15 protein-coding genes are annotated in these 16,246 nt (G+C 67.6%); 12 read left to right on the top strand and 3 right to left on the bottom strand.

Annotated elements, in window-relative coordinates:
• Positions 1 to 99: 99 nt before the first annotated feature.
• Positions 100 to 1,089, bottom strand: coding sequence for a hypothetical protein (locus QRN11_RS20320; RefSeq protein ID WP_285314268.1), 990 nt, complete (start codon positions 1,087 to 1,089; stop codon positions 100 to 102).
• Positions 1,090 to 1,267: 178 nt separating this feature from the next.
• On the opposite strand from QRN11_RS20320, the gene QRN11_RS20325 reads away from it, so the two are divergent.
• The gene (locus QRN11_RS20325) at positions 1,268 to 1,813 is read left to right on the top strand and encodes a hypothetical protein (protein WP_285314269.1); all 546 of its coding nucleotides are present in this window, start codon (positions 1,268 to 1,270) and stop codon (positions 1,811 to 1,813) included.
• 90 nt (positions 1,814 to 1,903) lie between these two features.
• Here the strand turns inward: QRN11_RS20325 and QRN11_RS20330 are convergent, their stop codons facing one another.
• On the bottom strand, positions 1,904 to 2,965 hold the full coding sequence (locus tag QRN11_RS20330) for an NAD-dependent epimerase/dehydratase family protein (protein ID WP_285314270.1): 1,062 nt from the start codon (positions 2,963 to 2,965) through the stop codon (positions 1,904 to 1,906).
• Between the two features lie 146 nt (positions 2,966 to 3,111).
• Between QRN11_RS20330 and QRN11_RS20335 the strand changes: the two genes are divergently transcribed.
• The 11 genes from QRN11_RS20335 to QRN11_RS20385 all read left to right on the top strand — a co-directional run bounded on the left by QRN11_RS20335 (position 3,112) and on the right by QRN11_RS20385 (position 15,139).
• Entirely contained in the window at positions 3,112 to 4,065 is a 954-nt protein-coding gene (locus tag QRN11_RS20335) for a sigma-70 family RNA polymerase sigma factor (protein WP_285314271.1), read from the top strand.
• Positions 4,066 to 4,192: 127 nt separating this feature from the next.
• On the top strand, positions 4,193 to 4,729 hold the full coding sequence (locus QRN11_RS20340; RefSeq protein ID WP_285314272.1) for a D-glycero-alpha-D-manno-heptose-1,7-bisphosphate 7-phosphatase: 537 nt from the start codon (positions 4,193 to 4,195) through the stop codon (positions 4,727 to 4,729).
• Entirely contained in the window at positions 4,729 to 5,817 is a 1,089-nt protein-coding gene (locus QRN11_RS20345) for a glycosyltransferase family 9 protein (RefSeq protein ID WP_285314273.1), read from the top strand. The genes QRN11_RS20340 and QRN11_RS20345 overlap by 1 nt, the downstream gene beginning before the upstream one ends.
• Positions 5,814 to 6,857 carry a glycosyltransferase gene (locus QRN11_RS20350; RefSeq protein ID WP_285314274.1) on the top strand — a complete coding sequence of 348 codons (1,044 nt, stop codon included), beginning with the start codon at positions 5,814 to 5,816 and terminating at the stop codon, positions 6,855 to 6,857. The genes QRN11_RS20345 and QRN11_RS20350 overlap by 4 nt, the downstream gene beginning before the upstream one ends.
• Positions 6,854 to 8,107 carry a glycosyltransferase gene (locus QRN11_RS20355; RefSeq protein WP_285314275.1) on the top strand — a complete coding sequence of 418 codons (1,254 nt, stop codon included), beginning with the start codon at positions 6,854 to 6,856 and terminating at the stop codon, positions 8,105 to 8,107. Before QRN11_RS20350 ends, QRN11_RS20355 begins: the two co-directional genes overlap by 4 nt.
• The gene (locus QRN11_RS20360) at positions 8,104 to 8,847 is read left to right on the top strand and encodes a D-sedoheptulose-7-phosphate isomerase (RefSeq protein ID WP_285314276.1); all 744 of its coding nucleotides are present in this window, start codon (positions 8,104 to 8,106) and stop codon (positions 8,845 to 8,847) included. Before QRN11_RS20355 ends, QRN11_RS20360 begins: the two co-directional genes overlap by 4 nt.
• Positions 8,844 to 10,271, top strand: coding sequence for a PfkB family carbohydrate kinase (locus tag QRN11_RS20365; RefSeq protein WP_285314277.1), 1,428 nt, complete (start codon positions 8,844 to 8,846; stop codon positions 10,269 to 10,271). The genes QRN11_RS20360 and QRN11_RS20365 overlap by 4 nt, the downstream gene beginning before the upstream one ends.
• A gap of 61 nt (positions 10,272 to 10,332) precedes the next feature.
• Positions 10,333 to 11,034 (top strand): SDR family oxidoreductase, encoded by a 702-nt coding sequence (locus tag QRN11_RS20370; protein WP_285314278.1) that lies wholly within the window; start codon positions 10,333 to 10,335, stop codon positions 11,032 to 11,034.
• 41 nt (positions 11,035 to 11,075) lie between these two features.
• Positions 11,076 to 12,614, top strand: a complete 1,539-nt coding sequence (locus QRN11_RS20375; protein ID WP_285314279.1) for an aldehyde dehydrogenase family protein — start codon at positions 11,076 to 11,078, stop codon at positions 12,612 to 12,614.
• On the top strand, positions 12,611 to 14,167 hold the full coding sequence (gene rfaE2 / locus QRN11_RS20380) for a D-glycero-beta-D-manno-heptose 1-phosphate adenylyltransferase (RefSeq protein WP_285314280.1): 1,557 nt from the start codon (positions 12,611 to 12,613) through the stop codon (positions 14,165 to 14,167). Before QRN11_RS20375 ends, rfaE2 begins: the two co-directional genes overlap by 4 nt.
• A gap of 60 nt (positions 14,168 to 14,227) precedes the next feature.
• Positions 14,228 to 15,139 (top strand): spermidine synthase, encoded by a 912-nt coding sequence (locus QRN11_RS20385; protein ID WP_285314281.1) that lies wholly within the window; start codon positions 14,228 to 14,230, stop codon positions 15,137 to 15,139.
• A gap of 66 nt (positions 15,140 to 15,205) precedes the next feature.
• Here QRN11_RS20385 and QRN11_RS20390 read toward each other — a convergent pair whose 3' ends face one another.
• Complete coding sequence (locus QRN11_RS20390) at positions 15,206 to 16,114, bottom strand: LysR family transcriptional regulator (RefSeq protein WP_285314282.1); 909 nt, start codon at positions 16,112 to 16,114, stop codon at positions 15,206 to 15,208.
• Positions 16,115 to 16,246 lie beyond the last annotated feature (132 nt).

Raw genomic sequence — 16,246 nt, forward strand, 5'->3', positions numbered from 1 at the left:
ACAGGTCCCGGGTCACCTCACCGAGCAACTCACCCAACGACGCGTTATCCGCTTTCTGATGCGCCTCACTCGGCGGCATCTCCGGAATCTGGCTACTCATCACAGTCCACCAGACTGGCCGTCCCTGGAGCGGTCCCGGGTCAGGGGGTCGCCGGCCATGGGATCATCGGCAAGGGTACGGTCGCCCAACGGGTCCTCGGCCGTCCGGTTGCCGGACCAGGGTTCTTCTTCCACCAGGTCAGGGCTGCCCAGGGGGCTGGCGGTGGACGCAGCTGTTGGATACATGGTGCCGGCAGCGACGTCGTCGTAGCCTGCATTCGTGGTGGCCGGGCCCGGCTGCTGGACCGGGGGAGGCGGTACTGTTCCGCCTGTGGGGACGTAGCCCTCGCTGTACTGGTCGCTGTAAGTGCTGCCGTACTGGTCGCCGTAGGGGCTGGAGTACTGGCCCGAAAGTCCCCTGCTGCTGGTGCCGCTCTGGCTTTCGGTGGCGCCGGCGGTGAGGCTGCGGGTGAGCCGGCCTGCCAGGACACCGGCGCCTGCTGCCAGCAGGAGGAAGGTGCCGGGGCGGTTGCGGGCGAATTTCTGGACTTCGCCGAGCAGGTCGCCCGGCTGCCTGTTCTCAAGCCAGGAAGCCACCGATTCACTGCGCTGGGCAGCCTGCCGGATCAAATCACTGGCCATGCCCTGCTGATCGGGAGCGCTTGCCATGCTGTGCAACTGGCTGGAGATGGTCCGGATACCTTCTGCCGCCTTCTGCTGCTGCGTCCCGGCCTGGCTGGTCAGTCCGGACTTTGCCTGTGACAGCAGGTCCTGCGCGCTGTACTTCACCTCGGCGGCGACGTTGGCAGCTTCATCTTTGGCAGTGTGGGCGACATTTTGTGCTGAGCCCTTCGCCGTACGGGCTACATCTGCTGCTTCTTCTTTCGCCGCTTCCTTGCGGGACGTCCCAGCGGTGTCACCCGAGGGTACCTCGCCATATTGGGGCGTGGCGGCGGGCGGGAAAGTGGTGGCGCTTCGCTCGCCCGGGATTCCTGTGGAGGCCGGCGGAGCCGTGTAAGCGGGATCCTCGGGCCATTGGTTCTCTGTCATCTTCGCTCTCTCTTTCCAAGAAGGCCGGTTGTTGATCAAGAACCAGCGATACTGGCCCTAAAATAATAAGCATGATTACTAATAAAAGGTAAGTACGCTTGCTAAGCGAGTTATAAACGGTTCCAAAAAAATCAACCGGAATGGCCTCCGCCGGCCCGGTCGCATCTAGGTGGAAGTGGTGGGTATTTTGGACATAGCTCCGTGGGTTTGGGTAGTAATTGCCATAGTTGTGGTGGTGCTGATTGTGCTGCTGCTGCTCGCAACAGGACGACGCCGGAAGGCGATCCAGCAAAAGCGGGACGACGCGCACCGCGAGAAGGCTGCGGAAATCCGACGCGAGGCCCAGGACAGGGAACTGGATGCCCGTGAGCGCGAGGCCAAGGCAACACGTGCCAGGGCGGATGCAGAACAGGCGCAGGTCGAAGCCGCACGCTTGCGCCAACAGGCGGACCAGCAGGCCACCGAGGCCAGGACGCTCCGTGACGACGTGGGCGAAAGGACCCGGAAAGCGGATGAGATTGACCCCGATGTCAAGGGAGACCGGGACCGTGATGGCGCCAACCCCGGTGCCGGCAACCGCACTCACGCGGCCCGCGACGCCGCTGATACTGCCCGTGAAGCGGGAGCCGGGAATGGGGCACGCGATGACCGCCGGCAAGGTGATGCCGGTCCGGGCCAGGGCGGCTCGCACGTAGACCGCGAAAATCCGCGTTCAGGCATTTAGGCCGCAAACGGGGCGGAATCCCACCCGGGTGCGGGACGCTGCCTAGCTCCTGGGTGGGACGCCGCGACTCGGTGGGACGCCTTGATTGGGTCAGGTGCCTTGACGGGGTGAGATGCCTTGACGAGGCGTCAGGACGGGGGAGGGAGCCACTCCTTCCCCCGTCCCGATTCCCTCCAGTACGTCCAGGACGGCCTCTATTGACGATTTTTTCGCTTCCCACCCCAGGATCCGGCGGGCACGGCTTGTGTCCATAACGGGCGCGCCTGCCGCCATCTCAACCCATCCGGAGTCCGTAGGCACGAGGTGGAGCCGCCAGGCGAGGCCCACGAGTTTATGGAGCAGTCCCATGGGAATGGGAAGAATTCTCCGCGCCTGGACGATCCGGGCAAGTTCCTCCGGCGTGAGCACTGGCTCCGCTGCGATGTTGAAAGCTCCGGATGCCCGCTGGTCGATAACCCGCCAGTAGGCCTCGGCGACGTCGTCTGCGTGGACGGCCTGGAAAATGAGGTCGTCCGGGGCGGGCAGCAGGGGAATCCAGAGCCTCCCCGGCAGGAGCCGGGGGATGATCGGCCCCAGGAAATACCTGCCGATCTCGCTCCCTGCGCCACGCTGGAAAATCAGTGCCGGCCTGAGCCTTGCCACGGCGATGCCCGGCTCCGCTGCCGCAAACCTGTCGAGGAGCTCTTCCTGGGCAGCCTTGTGCCGGCTGTAGTGCGAACCCGCCATGCCGGTCGCAGGCCACGATTCATCGGACCGGCGGTCCTTTGGCGCCTTGCTGTACGCGCCCACCGAGGACGCGCAGAGCACCTGCTTGACTCCGGCCTTCCGCGCGGCTTCCAGTACGTTTGCCGTTCCGGTGACATTGGTCCGGTACAGCTGGTCCAGGTCCCTGTTCGGCTGGATTTGCCACGCCAGATGCACCACGCAATCAATGCCCGTCAGCGCGGATTCCAGCCGGGCGCGGTCGCTTTCCAGGCCAATATCGAGCGTGTGCCAGGCAACCGCAGCGTACGGGGCGCGGGATGTGTCCGGCAGGCGCCTGCTGATGCCTGTCAGCTCCAGGCTTCCCGGCCTGCTGGCGAGTTTCCCGTGCAGGTTGCGCAGCAGCGCGGTTCCTGCATTTCCGCTGGCTCCGGTGATGGCGATGCGCATGGCAAGGCTCCTTGGCAGAAGTGGGCAGTTTCGTCTTACATGCCGAGCCTAATGCTGCGAAGGATTGTTTTATAAGCAGCCTTATGATTTCCTACTGCTAAGTCTTGCCGCAGGCTTTCGGAACCAGACCGAGGGAACCAACGACAATGCCCGAATCTTCCGCCGCGCTTGCCGTGGATAATACGCCCGTCCAGGAGCCGTGCCTGGAACCACCAAGGGAAATCCGGCCCGCCAACAATCAGGGGCGGCTGCGGGAGACCTTCGAAAATGACCTGGTCCTGAGCTATCTGGACCTTGCCGAGGCCTTGGCCGCCCGTTTTGAAGCCCGGGGCCGGGAACGCGCCGACCTGAACCAGGTGGCCTACCTTGGACTGGTAAAGGCCGCCCGCGGCTTCGACCAGTCCAAGGGGGAAAGCTTCCCCGCCTATGCGGCACCCACTATCGCGGGGGAGTTGAAGAGATACCTGCGTGACCGTACGTGGGTGGTCCGGCCTCCGAGGCACATCCAGGACCTCCGCACCAGGATGTTCCGCGTGGAACCGGAGCTGGTCCAGGCGCTGGGCAGGAATCCCAGTGTGGAGGAGCTGGCAGCGGAGCTGGGGGCTGACGCCACCGAAGTCCGGGAAGCCATCTCGGCGTCGAGCAGCATGCACCCGGACTCACTGGACGCAGCCAACCCGCACAGCGACGCCCCGTCCATCGGCGACTTGCTCGCCTGCCCGGAAACGCCATTGGAACGGCTTGAAGACCTGGCCTGCCTTCGCGAGGCGATGCAGGACCTGGATGCCGCGGACCGGGAACTGCTGTACCGCCGCTATTTCTGTGAGGAAACCCAGGTCCAGTTGGGGAAGCGGCTGGGGATGTCGCAGATGCAGGTTTCCCGCCGGCTGGCCCGGGTGCTCGTGGAGCTCCAGCGCCGCCTGTTAAATAGCGGTCACGTGGCCGGCGTCCGGACGGAACCGAGTCGCTCCACTGGCTCTGCCGGCTCCTTCCGGTCCTCGGAGGGAACGACGGGCTCCGCAGCTCCTGGCTCAGTTTCCGGCAAAATTCCATCCCGCCGGACTACCTCCAGGGCAGCATTCGGGGCTGGAAGCTGTTAGTTCCCAAGGCGTGCCGGAGGCGGCCCCAGCACCGGGGGAGCCCGGCGGTGTCCTATCTTGCCTGTTCAAAGGCGAGAAAAGCAGCAGCCCCTGTTTAGGAGCAGCAGCAGTGGGGAACGGAGTGTGTATGGGAAGCTCCGTAACCTCGAAGTTCCGTGCTGTCCTGTTCGACCGGGACGGGACCTTGGTAGTTGATGTGCCCTACAACGGGGATCCCGGCCGGGTGACGCCGATGCCGGGCGCGAAGGCCGTCCTGGACGCCCTTCGGGCCGACGGGGTCGCCATCGGGGTCGTCAGCAACCAGTCCGGAATCGCGCGCGGCCTGATTACCGCCGCCGACGTGGCCGGCGTCAATGCCAGGGTGGAGGAGCTGCTGGGGCCCTTTGATGTGTGGGAAGTCTGCCCCCATGCGGAGCAGGACCTCTGCTCCTGCCGCAAGCCCGCACCGGGAATGGTGCACAGTGCCTGCCGCAAGCTTGGCATCCAGGAATCGGAGGCCGCGCTCATTGGCGATATCGGTGCCGACGTGCGCGCCGCCGAAGCCGCCGGAGCAACGGGCGTCCTCGTTCCCACCCCCGTGACCCGGCTCGAGGAGGTGGCCGAGGCCCAGCTGGTGGCCCGGAACCTGGCCGAAGCCGTCTCACTGCTCGTGGGGCAGCCCTGATGGGCAGCGTCCTGGTGGCACGCCTGGACAGCATGGGTGATGTCCTGCTGGCCGGGCCCGCCGTGCGGGCAGTCGCCAACGGCCGGTTCCGCGACAGCAGCCGCCCGAACCAGGTGGTAATGCTGTGCGGACGGCAGGGCGAGGCGGCGGCGGCAATGCTGCCGGGCGTGGCCGAGGTCTACAGCTGGGACAGCCCGTGGATCATGAATCCCGCTCCCCGGATGACCGGTCCGCACGTAGACAGGCTCATCGAGTATGTCCGTAACTCCAGGATTACCGAGGCCGTCATCCTCACCTCCTTCCACCAGTCACCCCTGCCGCTGGCACTGCTGCTCCGGCTGGCCGGCGTGGAACGGATCACCGGGGCGTCCACCGATTACGCCGGCTCCCTGCTGGATGTACGGCTCAAGCCCGGCGAGGACTTTCCCGAAGACCAGCCCGAGGCCGAGCGCGCGCTGGGCATCGCCGAAGCGGGCGGGTTCCGGCTGCCTGCCGGGGACGATGGCAAACTCCGCCTCGCATCGGTACCCGGCGTCCGGGACCTCGTGGGTGACGAACCCTACGTCGTGGTGCATCCCGGAGCCGCCGTCCCTGCCAGGGCGTGGCCGCCGCTGCACCATGCTGCCGCCGTCGAACTCCTGCAGGGCGCCGGGCACCGGGTGGTGGTGACCGGCGGCCCTGGAGAAACCTCCCTGACGGCGACAGTCGCCGGACCGTCGGCCCTCGACCTTGGCGGCCGCACGGACCTCCACACCCTGGCCGGGGTGATGTCCGGGGCCGACGCCGTGGTCACCGGCAACACCGGGCCGGCTCACCTCGCCGCAGCCGTTGGCACTCCGGTGGCCTGCCTCTTTTCGCCGGTGGTACCGGCAATCCGGTGGGCGCCGTATGGAGTCCCGCTGGAGCTGCTCGGGGACCAGAACGCCGCCTGCCGGATGTCCCGCGCCCGGGTCTGCCCCGTGCCGGGCCACCCGTGCCTTGACTCGGTTTCGCCGGAGGAAGTGGTGGCGGCCGTGGAGCGCCTGATCGGCGGGGTGAGCTCCTTCAGTACCCACGTCAGTACCCGTAGAAAGGCCCGCAACAGATGAGAATCCTGCTCTGGCATGTCCACGGTTCATGGACGGACGCGTTTGTGCGTGGCCGTCACGAGTACCTGCTTCCTGTCCTGCCGGGGGGTGGTGCCTGGGGACTGGGCCGTGCCGGCAGGGACTGGCCGGCGTCGGTGCGGGAGGTGGATCCTGCCGCACTGGACGCGGACGCCGTTGACGCCGTCGTCCTGCAGCGCCCTGAGGAAATCGCAGAAGTTGCACGGCTGCTCGGCCGCAGGCCTGGAGTTGACCTGCCGGCCGTGTACGTGGAGCACAACACCCCCAAGGGCGATTTTCCGTTTACCCGGCATCCGCTTGCGGACCAGGACACCATCCCCCTGGTGCACGTCACGCACTTCAACAAGCTGGCGTGGGATAACGGATCAGCGCGCAGCCTGGTCATCGAACACGGGATTCCAGACCCGGGGCAGCTCTACACCGGTGAGCTGCCGGAGCTGGGCGTGGTGGTGAATGAACCCATCCGCCGCGGCAGGGTCACCGGCACGGACCTCCTGCCCGCATTCGCCTCCGTTGCCCGGCTCCAGGTGTTCGGCATGAAGACCGATGGCCTGGCCGCTGCCGCCGGAATTGACGCCTCCCGGCTGATGGTCCGCGGCGACCTTCAGACCCGCGAGCTGCACCGCGAGCTGGCCCGCTGCCGTGTCTATGTACACCCCATGCGCTGGACCTCCCTGGGATTGTCCCTGCTGGAAGCCATGCACCTGGGCATGCCGGTGGTTGCGCTGGCCACCACCGAAGCCCCGCGGGCCGTGCCGCCGGAGGCCGGCATCGTGTCCGCCGATATCGACGAGCTGCTCCGCTGCGCGCAGCGGCTCGTCGCCAATCCGGATGAAGCCCGACGGCGGGGCGTCGCCGCCCGTGAGGCGGCACTGGAACGCTACAGCCTGGGCAGGTTCCAGGACCGCTGGGATGAGCTCCTCGCGGACCTGGGCGGGGGGACCCTGCACCCGCTTACCGCCAGCAACGACGGCCTGGACGAGAAGATCCTTGTCCCGGCGCGAGAGAGGAAGACCCCATGAAGATCTCAATGATTTCCGAGCACGCCAGTCCGCTGGCGGCGCTGGGCGGGGTGGACGCCGGCGGGCAGAACGTGCACGTTGCCGCGTTGTCCGAAGCACTTGCCAAGCGCGGCCACCACGTCACTGTCTACACCCGCCGGGACGCAACGGAGCTTCCGGAAAGGGTCCGTGTGGGGCGCCGGTTCGAAGTGGTCCACGTGGACGCCGGACCTGCCCGGCACGTCCCCAAGGATGAGCTGCTGCCCTACATGGGCGAGCTTGCCGACGGCGTGGCGCGGGATTGGAGCCAGCGTCCTCCTGATGTGGTGCACGGCCACTTCTGGATGTCCGGCCTGGCGGCCCTGGACGCCGCCCGCCGGCCGGAGCAGGGTTACCGGGTTCCCGTCATCCAGACCTTCCACGCCCTGGGCACGGTCAAGCGGCGGCACCAGGGCGTGGAGGACACCAGCCCGGCCGAACGCCGCTGGCTCGAACCCGGAGTTGGACGGTCCGTGGACCGGATCGTTGCCACCTGCTCCGACGAAGTTTTTGAACTCAAAGCCATGGGCATCAACACGGCAAAGATTTCCATTGCCCCCTGCGGGGTGGACCTGGGCTTCTTTTCCGCAGAAGGCCCGGCAGCCGCCAGGCAGCGCAAGCACCGCATCCTCTCCGTGGGCCGCCTGGTGCCGCGCAAGGGCGTGGACCTGGTGATCCGTGCGCTGCCGTACCTCAGGGACGCGGGTTTTGACGACGTCGAACTCCTGATTGTGGGCGGCGGCGCAGAATCAGGCGTGCTGCACGCCGATCCCGAAGTCCGCCGGCTGCTGGAACTTGCCGGGGAACTCGGCGTTGCGGACCACGTGAACCTGCAGGGCCAGGTGTCCCGCGGCGAGATGCCCGGCATCTTCCGCAGTGCCGATGCAGTGGTGTGCGCGCCCTGGTACGAGCCTTTCGGCATCGTCCCGCTCGAGGCCATGGCCTGCGGCGTCCCTGTAGTTGCTGCTGCTGTGGGCGGACTCAGGGACACAGTGGTTGACCACGGGACCGGGCTGCACGTGCCGCCGCGGGACCCGGAGGCCATCGCGTCAGCGCTGGCGCTGTTGCTGGAGAACCCCGCCCTGCGGACGGAGCTCGGGGATGCAGGAAAGCGGCGCGCACGGGCCAGGTACTCCTGGGACCGCGTTGCAGCCGAAACCGAAAAGGCCTATCAGCTGGCGGTGGCCGGGGCTGCCCCCGGCGTCGTCCCGATGGAAGGAGCGGCACTGTGACTGCGGAATGGTCCCTTCGTGAAGCCGACCTGCCGGTCCTGGCACGGCCGGCCCCGCTGCCCGCGGTGCTGCCCGGCGCCGCTTTTGTGGATCCGGACAGCGCGGAGGCGGTGCGCGCGCACCTGGACAACGTGGTGCCGGCCCTCGATTCGCTGCGGAGCCAATCCGGCCGCCTGGCCGCTTGGGGAGTGGAGCTCGCCCAGCGCCTGCTCCGCGGCCAGCGGCTCCTCGCCGCCGGAAACGGCGGATCGGCTGCGGAGGCCCAGCACCTCACGGCGGAGCTGGTGGGAAGGTTCGACGGCGAGCGGGTGCCGTTCTCTGCCATCTCGCTGCACGCGGAATCCTCGGCAATGACGGCCATCGCCAACGATTACGGGTACGACGACGTTTTCGCCCGCCAGGTGCGGGCCCACGGCAGGTCCGGCGACGTCCTGATGCTGCTGTCAACCAGCGGCAAGAGCCCCAACCTGCTGCGGGCTGCCGAAGCAGCGTCGCGCCTGAACATCACCACCTGGGCGCTCACGGGGAAGGGCCCCAATCCACTCTCTGACGCCTGCGACGAGGCAGTCATGATTGATGCGCTCAACGCCAACGCCCAGGAGGGCCATCTGATCGCCCTGCATGCCGTCTGCCGCGCCTTCGACCTCGAGGTGGGCCGGCGCGGGTCCGCTGATCCGCTGGCTTTGACAAACCTTGGTGTGCAAAACCAGGGGCTGCAGAAGCGCGGTGGTGTGGCATGAGGATCGTGGTGGTGGGCGATGTGATGCTGGACGTGGACCTGTCCGGTGAAGCCACGCGGTTAAGCCCCGATGCACCCGTGCCCGTGGTGGACGTGTCCGGAGTCAAGCGCCGCGCCGGGGGAGCAGGCCTGGTCGCCCGGATGCTTGCGCAGGACAACTGGCCCGTCACGCTGGTGACGGTTTTGGGCGATGACGACGCCGGCAGGCAGCTTCAAGGGCAGCTCGCCGGAGTGCGGCTCGTGTCCGGTCCCAGCGGTTATGCCTCGCCGGTCAAAACCCGGGTCCGGGCAGGATCGCACCCAGTGGTCCGCTTTGACCAGGGGTGTGGAAAGACTCCCGTCCCGGAGGTCAGCCCGGCCATGCTCCGTGCGGTGGAGAAGGCCGGTGTGATCATCGTGGCCGATTACGGCCGTGGCCTTGCCGCCAACCCTCAATTAAGGGAGCTCCTGGCCCGGATGGCGGATGAGGTTCCCATCGTTTGGGACCCGCACCCCGCCGGGCCGGACCCGGTGCCGGGCGTCGCCGTCGTCACGCCAAACCTGGCTGAAGCCCAGAAAGCCGCGCAGTCGCGCGGCCGGAAGGAAGCCCGGCAGGAAACGCCGCAGGAGCCGGCAGCTGTCCGGCTGTCTGCTGCACCCGGTCCCGGTAGCGATCCTGCCGCGGAGGCAGGCACTGTCCTGTTGGAGGAATGGGGCAGCCAGGCTGTCCTGGTGACTAAGGGAGAGCAGGGCGCCGTCCTGTGCCGGCCCGGCCGCAGCCCGGAACCCGTTCCCGCCCCGAGGGTGGAAGCCGGTGATCCCTGCGGGGCCGGCGACCGGCTTGCCGCCAGCCTTGCCGTACACCTCCTGGCCGGCCGGGGGCTGGACGAAGCCGCGGTGCTCGCAGTCCACGACGCCGCGGACTTCCTGGCCAGCGGCGGGGTATCCGCCCTTCCGGATGCAGGGGAGCCCGTGGAGGTCCGGCCCCGCATCAGCGACCCGCTGCTGCTGGCCCGCGCCGTGCGCGAAAGCGGCGGCAAGGTGGTGGCCACCGGCGGGTGCTTCGACCTGCTGCATGCCGGGCATGTCCGGTCCCTGGCGGCTGCCCGCGAACTCGGGGACTGCTTGATCGTGTGCTTGAACTCGGACGATTCCGTGCGGCGGCTGAAGGGGCCGGAGCGGCCCATCATCGGCCAGCATGACCGCGCCGAGCTGCTCCTCGCGATGGAATGCGTGGACGCCGTGATGGTCTTCGACGAAGACACCCCGGAGGCCGCCCTGGAACGCCTCCGCCCGGACATCTGGGTCAAAGGCGGCGACTACAAGGGTGCCAGCCTGCCCGAGGCCCCCTTGGTGGAGAGCTGGGGCGGACGCTGCCTGACGGTCCCATACCACCCGGCACGCTCCACCACCGGCCTGGCCGATGCCCTCGCCAAAGTGAGCTGACCCGCTAAAAGTCAGCTGGTTACCCCAAAGAGTTTTTGAATTCCCAATCGAAAGGAACACCATGACTGCCGATGTGAAATCACCCGGACGCGTGCTTGTGACCGGAGGTGCCTCCGGACTGGGAGCCGCCGTCGTTGACGCTGTCCTGAAGGCAGGCGGCACCCCCGTGGTGCTGGACCGCGACATCAGCAACGTGTCCGCCGTCAAGGCGTTCGAAGTGGACGTCGCGGACCGCCTGGCCGTGGAGGCCGCCGTCAAGGAAGCCGCCGAAACACTGGGCGGGCTCGAAGCCGTGGTGACGGCCGCCGGCATCGACCGGTGCGGCAAGCTGGCCGACGTCGAAGCCACGGAATGGGAAAAAGTGATCGGGGTCAACCTGATGGGCACCGTCTCCGTGGTGCGGGCGGCCCTGCCCTACCTCAAGTCCTCCCACGGCCGGGTGGTGACTGTCGCCTCCACGCTGGGCAAGCGTGCCGTGGCCGACGCCACCGCCTATTGCGCGTCCAAGTTCGGCGTGGTGGGCTTCAGCCATGCGCTCGCAGCGGAGACCGGCGGCGAAATCGGCGTGACCACCATGATTCCCGGCGGCATGAAGACGCGCTTCTTCGACGACCGCACGGAACAGTACAAGCCGCAGGACGATTCACGACTCAACGACCCCAACAACGTGGCGCAGGCGATCCTCTTTGCGTTGTCCCAGCCCAAGGGCTGCGAGGTCCGCGAAATGCTGATCTGCCATGAAGAAGAGGGCTCCTGGCCCTAAAGGCCAAGACGACCCACGCCGGAACCGACGGGAGGAACATCATGCCCAGCATCGCCACAGACACCACTGCACAAGACGCCACCGCACAGGACGCCACCGCTCAGAACTCCACTGTGCAGGACAAAACGGCACAACCGGAAGCAACGGATAGCACTGGCATCACCATCCTGAACCCCAGGACCGGTGACGTCCTGTGGACCGTGCCGGAAGCTGAACCGGCTGCAGTGACCCATGCCGTGGAAGTGGCACGGAGGGCTTCAGCTGAGTGGGCCTCCACTGCTCCGGGGGAACGCGGCGCCGCCCTCCGGAAGGCGGCGAAAGCACTTGAAGCAGCCGCGCCGGAACTGGCCGAACTCAACTTCAGCGAAACGGGCCGGCCGGTGGAGGAGGCGCTCGCCGGCATCGGCGCAGGGGTTTCCACCCTGGAGCAGTACGCGGAACTGGGACCCGTCCACCGGGGCCACAGCCTGCTCGGCAACCGGCTCGCTGCCGACTATACGGTGGCCGAGCCGCGCGGCGTGGCTGCCCTCCTGACACCGTGGAATGATCCGGTGGCGGTGGCGTGCGGCCTGATCGGGGCTGCACTGGTGACCGGCAACACCGCTGTGCACAAGCCGAGCGAGCGTTGTCCGCGGCTGGGTGAGGCGCTGGGCGAAGTCCTGGCTCCTGCCTTTCCGCCCGGCGTGTTCCAGACGGTGTCCGGCGGCGCCAACGTCGGGGCACTCCTGACGCAGTCCGGGGTGGACGTCATCGCGCATGTCGGCTCCAGCGCGGCCGGTGCGCGGATCGCCAGGGCCGGTGTGCTGACCGGCGCCCATGTGATCCGGGAGAACGGCGGCAATGATCCGCTGCTGGTGGACCGCGACGTGGACCCCGTGTGGGCAGCCGGGCAGGCCGCAATCGGCGCCTTCAGCAACAGCGGGCAGATCTGCGTGGCTGTGGAGCGGATCTACGTTCATCAGGAGATCGCAGCGGAGTTCTGCGCTGCCCTGGAAACGGAAGCGGCCCTGCGCAACAACAACGGGACGGTTGCCCCGCTGGTGGATCTCCGAATGCGGGACGAGGTCCACGCCCAGGTGGCCGACGCATTGCGGCAGGGCGCACGGGCGGTGGAGGGCGGTACCCTTCCCGACGGACGGGGCTCCTTCTACCCGGCCACCGTCCTGCTCGGCTGCACCGACAAGATGCAGATCATGACCGAGGAAACTTTCGGGCCTGTTGCCCCGGTGCAGGTGGTGGAATCGTTCGACGACGGGCTGCGGCTCGCGTGCAGCGGCAAGTACGGCCTCGCCGCCACAGTCCTGAGCGGCAACATCGCCCACATCCAGCAGGCAGTGGCCGCGCTCCCGGTAGGCACGGTAAAGATCAACGAGGTGTTCGGCGGCGCCCCGGGCGGTGCGGCCCAGCCGCGCGGCGAAAGCGGCGCCGGCTTTGGCTACGGCCCGGAGCTCCTGGACGAATTCAGCCGGGTGAAAGTGGTGCACATAGCCGCGCCGCCGGAATCGACAAAGGACAATTCGGGCGCTGCTCCTGATGGCCCCGGCCTTGAATCCGCAGCCGATGAACAGGACAAGTCATGAGCCTGCACCCCGAGAACCTGCCCGTGGACCCTGCCGTGGCGGACTTGTCCACGCAGCGGGCGCTGTCCGAGTGGCTGCCCGGCCGGCTGGCAGCGGAGCAGCCCGCCGTCCTGGTGATCGGCGACCTGATGCTGGATGGCTGGTGGAGCGGCAGCATCGAGCGGCTGTGCCGGGAAGCCCCCGCCCCGGTGGTGGACCTCCAGGTCCGGGAGTCCGTCCCCGGCGGGGCAGCCAATACGGCCATGAACCTGGCTGCCCTCGGAGCCAGGGTTTCGGTGGCAGGCATCGTCGGAACCGATGAGGCCGGCGAGGACCTGCGCAGCCAGCTCGTCGCGGCCGGCATCGACGTGACCCACCTCCACAGCCACCCGGACATGGTGACCACCACCAAGATCCGGATCAGCAGCGGCGGCCAGGTGATGCTCCGCCTCGACGACTCCGCCAAGGCGGTGCCGGCCGAGGCGCTGGAGACGCTGGCAGCTTCGGTGCGTGCCGCCGTCGAACGCCAGGACGCGGTGCTGGTGTGCGACTACGGCAAGGGCGTGCTTTCCGGCCCTGTCCACAAAGGTTTGATCGATGCGCTGGGGGAGACGCCCGTTTTACTGGTGGACCGCCCGCTGCTGGTGGTCGACTCCCATGATCCTCGCCCGTGGGCACCACTGCGCCCGGACCTGGTGACACCCAACGCGCAGGAAGCGGCCCGGATGCTGGACCTGCGGCTTCCGGACGGCCAGGACCGGGTGGAAGCTGTCAGCGCGCACTCGGAGGAGTTGCTGGCAGCCACCGGGGCGGACGCCGTGGTGGTCACCCTGGACCGGGACGGCACCGTGCTGTTAAGGCCCGACGGCGTCACGCACCGTACGTGGGCGCGGCCGGCCGCCGAGAAGCAGGCGTCCGGTGCCGGGGATACGTTCGTTGCGGCGCTGACGCTTGCGCGCGCGGCCGGGTTGCCGCTGACGGCCAGCCTGGACCTTGCCCAGTCGGCCGCGGACGTGGTGGTGCACCAGCCGGGAACCTCCGTCTGCAGTACGGGCCAGCTCAGCCGGTACCTGAAGGCGTTTGCTGACACTGCCCTTGGCGCCGACGAACTGGAACGGCAGCTGGAGCTGCACCGGTCGCAGGGCCAGAGGATTGTGCTCACTAACGGCTGCTTCGACGTGCTGCACAGCGGCCACACCCGTTACCTCAACCAGGCCAAGCAGCTTGGCGACGTCCTGGTGGTGGCGCTGAACAGCGACGATTCCGTACGGAAACTCAAGGGTGCCGGCCGCCCCATCAACTCCATGGCGGACCGTGCGGCGGTGGTGGCGGCCTTGAGCTGCGTGGACTACGTGACAGTGTTTGACACCCCCACGGCGGCACCGCTCATCCGGCAGCTCCGGCCCGAGGTGTACGCGAAGGGCGGGGACTACAGTCCGGAAATGCTGGCCGAGACGCCCGCCGTGGAGGAATACGGCGGCAGGGTGGCCATCCTTGACTACGTGGCTGAGCGGTCCACCACTGCCGTGGTGAAACGGATCCGGGAGGGCGAGGGGGCCGTGCCCGGCAACTAAGGTGCCAGCTGTATCGAGCGGCAACTAAGGTTGAACCATGACTGAAGCGCGGCACGGGTAATGGCTAAACGCGGAAGGTCAGGGGGCCGGAACGGCATGCGTGCGGTAGCCGGAGTGGTTGACGTACCCGCGGGTTCCCGCCAGAGCGGACCTTTTGAAGGTGTGTATTACATCGACACCGGGGACTGCGAGCTGATCGCGGACCAGGACAACTCCACCGGCTGGCTCCTGAAGATCAACGGCGTCATGAGCTCCCACATCGACCTGGCGGACCCGCTGTTCCTGGACTTCGAGTACATGCGCTGGATGTCCGCCCTGATCGAGTCGCGCTGGCCGCCGTCCGGCGTTTCCGGCACGCAGCAGAAGCTGCGCGGCCTGCACCTGGGCGGCGGGGCCTGCTCGCTGGCCCGCTACTTCCATGCCGTGTACCCGGACGCCCGGCAGGTGGTGGTGGAGCTGGATGGCAAGCTCGCGGAGTACGTGCGTGACTGGTTCGACCTCCCCAAGGCGCCGCTGCTGCGCCTGCGGGTGGGGGAGGCCCGCGAGGTCACCGAAACCCTGACCGCCGACACCCGGGACTTCATCATCCGGGACGTTTTTGCCGGCGCCTTCACCCCGCGGGCGCTGACCACGGCCGAGTTCACCGACCATGCCAAACGAGTGCTGGCGCCGGGCGGACTCTACGTGGTGAACTCCGGCGATGCGCCGGACCTCAAGAACGCCCGCGAGGACGCCGCCACCATCGCGGCCGCCTTCAAATACACGGTGATCATCGCGGACCCCGCCATGCTCAAGGGCCGCCGGTACGGAAACATGGTGATGGCCGGCAGTGACGTCCCCTTTGGCGACGACCCCAAGCTGCACCGCCGGCTCCTGGGCGGAGCCGTCCCGGCCCACCTCTGGGACGACGACCAGGTCCGGGCGTTCGCCGCGGGCTCCCCAGTCCGCCACGACCCGGTTGCCGGTGATTGAGCCGTCAACCGGCGAATGAGCTATCACCCGGTGATTGAGCTTGTCGAAATCCAGGTTTCTGCAGCCTCAACCAGCGGAGTTGCCCTTGCCCAGCAGCCAGTCCCGGTGCTCCGCCATCTGCTCGCGGAGCGCCTGGACTACGGCGGCCACGGCCGGGCGGCGCAGTGAGTCCGGCCGCAGCACCATCCAGTACGGCAACAGTTCGGCGATTTCGGCGGGCAGCAGGCGCACCAGGTCCCCGTGAAGATCGCCCATAAAGCAGGGCAGGAAACCGATCCCGGCACCGGCGCGGGTTGCTTCCACGTGGACAAAGACGTTGGTGGAGGTCAGGCCGTCGCGCATGGCGGGCACCAGCCGGCGGGGCGCATCCAGGTCGTCCACCTGCAGCATGGAGTCCACAAAGTAGACCAGCGGGTGCTCGTTGAGTTCGGCCACGGTGGCCGGGGTTCCGTGTTCGGCCAGGTAGGCCCGGGAGGCGTACATTCCCAGCATGTAGTCGCCCAGCCGCAACGCCTCGGCCCGGTGCACCTGAGGTTCGCCCACCACCACCTCGATGTCCAGTCCCGAGCGCTGCTGCAGCGCCCGCCGGGTCATGGTCACCACCTCCACGCTGAGGCCCGGGTGGTCACGCCGCAGCCGGGCTACAGCCGGGGCGGCAATGTAGGCACTGAACCCGTCCGTGGCTGTCATGCGGACGACGCCGGTAATCGGGTCGGGTGCCTGGCCTCCAGCTCCCAGGGTGCCCACCACCGCTTCCACCTGTTCGGCCACCTGCACCGCCTGGGCGCCGAGGTCCGTCAGCTCCCAGCCGCCGGTGGCCCGTGCAAGGACGCGGCCGCCGAGCGCCTTCTCCAACGCGGCTATCCTGCGTGAGACGGTGGTGTGGTTGAGGCCCAGGGCCTGCGCCGCCGTCGTAAATTTTGCGGAACGGGACACCGCCAAAAGGACCAGCAAGTCATCAGGGTTGGCTTTCATATCTGCAATTCTGCACATACTTGGTGCCGGTTTGGCTATTGAAGCTGATTGTTTGTGCAGCAATACTCAGGGGAGCCATTCAGGTGCTGGAGATCACAGCACGTGTCACCGTGGACACTTAGGAGAAACCCC

The organism is Pseudarthrobacter sp. fls2-241-R2A-168, from assembly GCF_030209335.1.
Taxonomy (GTDB): Bacteria; Actinomycetota; Actinomycetes; order Actinomycetales; family Micrococcaceae; genus Arthrobacter.